At 37.5% G+C, this 4,374-nt stretch carries 7 protein-coding genes; all 7 read left to right on the forward strand.

Annotated elements, in window-relative coordinates; all coding sequences use genetic code 11:
• Positions 1-110 precede the first annotated feature (110 nt).
• Positions 111-824, forward strand: coding sequence for a 30S ribosomal protein S2 (gene rpsB / locus Q7P05_RS04670; protein WP_005386735.1), 714 nt, complete (start codon positions 111-113; stop codon positions 822-824).
• Positions 825-939: 115 nt separating this feature from the next.
• Positions 940-1,620 carry a translation elongation factor Ts gene (gene tsf / locus Q7P05_RS04675; RefSeq protein WP_105089146.1) on the forward strand — a complete coding sequence of 227 codons (681 nt, stop codon included), beginning with the start codon at positions 940-942 and terminating at the stop codon, positions 1,618-1,620.
• Positions 1,621-1,682: 62 nt separating this feature from the next.
• Entirely contained in the window at positions 1,683-2,408 is a 726-nt protein-coding gene (gene pyrH / locus Q7P05_RS04680; RefSeq protein ID WP_024066541.1) for a UMP kinase, read from the forward strand.
• Between the two features lie 5 nt (positions 2,409-2,413).
• Positions 2,414-2,974, forward strand: a complete 561-nt coding sequence (gene frr / locus Q7P05_RS04685; RefSeq protein WP_005386731.1) for a ribosome recycling factor — start codon at positions 2,414-2,416, stop codon at positions 2,972-2,974.
• On the forward strand, positions 2,974-3,225 hold the full coding sequence (locus Q7P05_RS04690; RefSeq protein ID WP_005386730.1) for a hypothetical protein: 252 nt from the start codon (positions 2,974-2,976) through the stop codon (positions 3,223-3,225). The genes frr and Q7P05_RS04690 overlap by 1 nt, the downstream gene beginning before the upstream one ends.
• Positions 3,206-3,970, forward strand: a complete 765-nt coding sequence (locus Q7P05_RS04695) for an isoprenyl transferase (protein WP_119206411.1) — start codon at positions 3,206-3,208, stop codon at positions 3,968-3,970. The genes Q7P05_RS04690 and Q7P05_RS04695 overlap by 20 nt, the downstream gene beginning before the upstream one ends.
• A 3-nt stretch (positions 3,971-3,973) precedes the next feature.
• Positions 3,974-4,374, forward strand: a 401-nt coding sequence (locus Q7P05_RS04700; RefSeq protein WP_303930789.1) for a phosphatidate cytidylyltransferase, incomplete at its 3' end; no start/stop codon positions are given.

The following is a 4,374-nucleotide window of genomic DNA, read 5'->3' on the forward strand; positions in this document are numbered from 1 at the left end:
AGAATTATTAGGTATGAAAAATATGCACGTCAGTGGACTTCGGTACTGTGCCTAATTTTGGGTGACCCGAAGGATGAAGCGGCGGAGGTTAATTAACAGGAGGTGCCACAATGGCAGTAGTATCAATGAAACAATTATTAGAGGCTGGTGTACACTTTGGTCATCAGACTAGAAGATGGAACCCTAAAATGGCGAAATTCATCTTCACTGAACGCAATGGTATTTATATCATTGACTTGTCCAAAACAGTTAAAAAAGTAGAAGAAGCTTACAATTTCTTGCGTGAAGTTGCTTCCCAAGGCGAAGTAATCTTGTTCGTAGGTACTAAAAAACAAGCTCAAGAAGCTATTAAAGAAGAAGCTATCCGTGCTAACATGTTCTTCGTTAACGAACGTTGGTTGGGCGGTATGTTGACTAACTTCAAAACAATTGAAACTCGTATTAAACGTTTAAAACAATTGGAAGCTATGGCAGAAGATGGTACTTTCGAAGTATTGCCTAAAAAAGAAGTTATCGGTCTTCGTCATGAAATGGAAAAATTGGAAAAATATCTTGGCGGTATCAAAGATATGCCTAAAATGCCAGGTGCTCTTTTCGTAGTTGATCCTAAAAAAGAAAAAATCGCTATTGCAGAAGCTAAAAAATTGGGTATTCCAGTTGTTGCAACAGTTGACACTAACTGCGATCCTGATGAAGTAGAATTCCCAATCCCAGCAAATGATGACGCTATCCGCGCTGTAAAATTGTTGGCTGGTAAAATGGCAGACGCTGTTCTTGAAGGTCGTCAAGGCGAATCTTTAGACGGTGCTGAAGCTGCAGAATAATTCTGTTAAGCTACTTAATCATTTCTGATTAGCATTTGAAAGATAAATCTATAACATATATAATTAGGGTAAGGACTATATCCTTACCTTAATTAGTACTAGGAGGAACAAAATAATGGCAATTACTGCTGCTTTGGTAAAAGAATTGCGCGACATGACTGGCGCAGGTATGATGGACGCTAAAAAAGCATTGGTTGAAACTGACGGTAATATTGAAAAAGCGGTTGACCTTCTTCGTGAAAAAGGTTTGGCTGCTGCAGCTAAAAAAGCTGGTCGTATTGCAGCTGAAGGTGTAGTACAATCTTACATCCACGCTGGTGGTCGTATCGGTGTATTGGTAGAAGTTAACTGCGAAACTGACTTCGTTGCTAAAACTGATGATTTCCAAAACTTGGCACGCGATATCGCTATGCAAATCGCAGCTGTAAACCCTACATACTTGAACCGTGAAGAAGTTCCTGCTGAAGTAATCGAACACGAAAAACAAGTATTGTTGGAACAAGCTAAAGTAGAAGCTGAAGAAGACGTTAAAGCTGGCCGTAAACCAAAACCTGAAGCTGTTTTGGAAAAAATGGTTGCTGGTCGTATTGAAAAATTCTATAAAGAAAACTGCCTATTAGAACAAGTATTCATTAAAGATGGCGACAAAACTGTTACAGACATCATTAATGAAAATATTGCAAAAATCGGTGAAAACATCAACGTACGTCGTTTTGTTCGCTACGGTTTGGGCGAAGGCATTGAAAAACGCCAAGATGACTTCGTAGCTGAAGTAATGGCATCTGTTGGTAAATAATTAAGAAATAATAAGAGAACACCGTACAGTGTTCTCTTATTTTGCAATAGAGGAGTAAACACATGGCAAAGAGAAACTTTAGACGTATTGTTTTGAAGTTGAGTGGTGAAGCATTAGCGGGTGAACAAGGTTTTGGTATTAACCCTGATGTTGTTGAAGAATTTGCAAAAGAAATTGCTGCTTTAGCAAAATCCACTGATTTAGAAATCGCAATTGTTGTTGGTGGCGGTAACTTGTGGAGAGGGTTAGCTGGTAGTAACCAAGGTATGGATCGTGCTACAGCTGACTATATGGGTATGCTAGCAACAGTAATGAACTCCTTAGCATTGCAAGATGCATTAGAACAAGCAGGCGTAGACACTCGTGTTCAAACTGCTATCGAAATGCAAGAAATTGCAGAACCTTATATTCGTCGTCGTGCAATTCGTCACTTAGAGAAAAAACGTATCGTTATCTTCGGTGCAGGTCTTGGTAAACCATACTTCTCTACAGACACAACAGCTGCATTGCGCGCTGCTGAAATTGAAGCAGATGCAATTTTGATGGCGAAGAAGTTTGCTGACGGTGTATATGATTCTGATCCTAAAACGAATCCTAATGCCGTTAAATTTGATGAATTAACATATAATGATATCATCACAAAAGAATTAAAGGTTATGGATGCAACATCCACAACTTTATGTAAAGATAATAATATCCCTATTATTGTATTTAGCATGGACATTCCTGGTAATATTACAAAAGCCGCTAAAGGTGAAGAGATTGGTACCATAGTTCGAGGAGAATAATTCAAATGGAAATTAAAGAATTGTTGCAACAAGCAGAAGAACGCATGAATAAGTCTATTGAGGCTTTAAAACATGAATTTGCATCTATTCGTACAGGCCGTGCTAGTGTAGCATTGCTTGACAAAGTAATGGTTGACTATTATGGTAGCCCATCTCCAATTAACCAAGTTGCAAATATCTCCGTGCCTGAGCCGCGTATGATTGTTATTGCACCTTGGGATAAAACTATGATTGGTGCTATTGAAAAAGCAATCTTACAATCTGATCTTGGTTTAAATCCAGGTAATGATGGTGCTCAAATCCGATTGACTATTCCTCAATTGACTGAGGAACGTCGTAAAGAAATCGTTAAAGTTGTTCATAAAAAAGCTGAAGATGCTAAAGTTGCAGTACGAAATATTCGTCGTGATGTAAATGATGCATTGAAAAAAGAAGAGAAAGCTAAAACAATTACTGAAGATGATGCTAAAGACGGTTTAGATCAAATTCAAAAACTTACAGATGCTAAAATTAAGCAGATTGATGAGTTAAAAGCAGTAAAAGAAAAGGATGTATTAGAAGTATAATGTTAGATTCTAATAGCCTTATTGGAATGCCATGGCAGCTTGCAAAGTCTCGTTTGCAGGCTGCCCATATTCCTTTTAAGGTAATGATTGGGGGATCCTTTAATCGCTTTTTTGATATTGCTGATAAAGGATTTTATGTAGCACGTATTACCAAGGTTGATGAGTGTTTACATATACTAGTGTATAGACCAATGATTGCCAGCGACTTCGGAAATTCTATCGAGGTAGACTATGCTAAAGAAATTATTTAACCGTAAACCATCTGATACGCCTGTTATTGATAGTAATGTGATACCAAAACATGTTGCTATTATTATGGATGGCAATGGTCGTTGGGCAAAACGAAGAGGCATGCCACGATCAATGGGACACCGCGCAGGGGCCGACGTATTAAAGCAGATTGTTATTGCTGCAGATGAGATTGGAATTAGAGCTCTTACGGTATATGGCTTCTCCACAGAGAACTGGAAGCGTCCTGAACAGGAAGTTTCTTTACTTATGGCTCTCATAAAAGAATACTTAAATAATAATGTTAAGTATATGCATGAACATAATGTGCGTATTCGCTTTATTGGATATATCGGTGCTCTTTCAGATGAGCTTCAAAAGATTATTCGCGATGCCGAATTATTAACTCAGAATAATACAGGCCTTACCTTACAGTTAGCAATAAACTATGGGGGGCGTGATGAAATAGTAAGAACTATCCGCGATATTACAAATTCTGTTGTGGATGGAACTATTACTACAGACGAGATTACAGAAGACTATGTTAGTTCCCAACTTTTCACTAAAGAGTTTAGCGATGTAGACTTGTTAATTCGTCCAAGTAGTGATTTTAGAATTAGTAACTTTTTATTGTGGCAGCTAGCTTACGCTGAATTCTGGTTTACTGATTTACATTGGCCAGATTTCACTAAGGAAACATTATTAGAGGCTGTTGCAGCATATCAAAAACGAGAACGCCGGTTTGGTGGCTTACGTGATGAGGAATAAAAAATGTTAAAAACACGTGTTATTACCGCTGTTATAGGTTTTATTATTGCCTTAGGGGCCATTACATTAGGCGGACCTGTATATGATATTCTTATTACATTATTAGCTCTATTGGGTTGGCGTGAGTTTGTTTTACTAGGTAAAGCTAAACATGTGCGTATGTCCATTTTATGGGGCTATATTAGTATTTTATTATTGATGATTGCCTTTGCATGTCATCAGTATATTCTAGCAATAGCTATATTAGTATTGAGTTTATCAGCCAATTATATGTTATGTACATTTGGTGAAAACAAATACTCTTTAGCTAGTGTTTCATTTAGTGTATTTGGCTTATTATATGTTGGTATTGGCATGATTTCTTTGCTCATGATTCGTCATGACTCTATATACATGTCTCTATC

The organism is Veillonella dispar (assembly GCF_937975875.1).
Lineage (GTDB): Bacteria > Bacillota > Negativicutes > Veillonellales > Veillonellaceae > Veillonella > Veillonella dispar_B.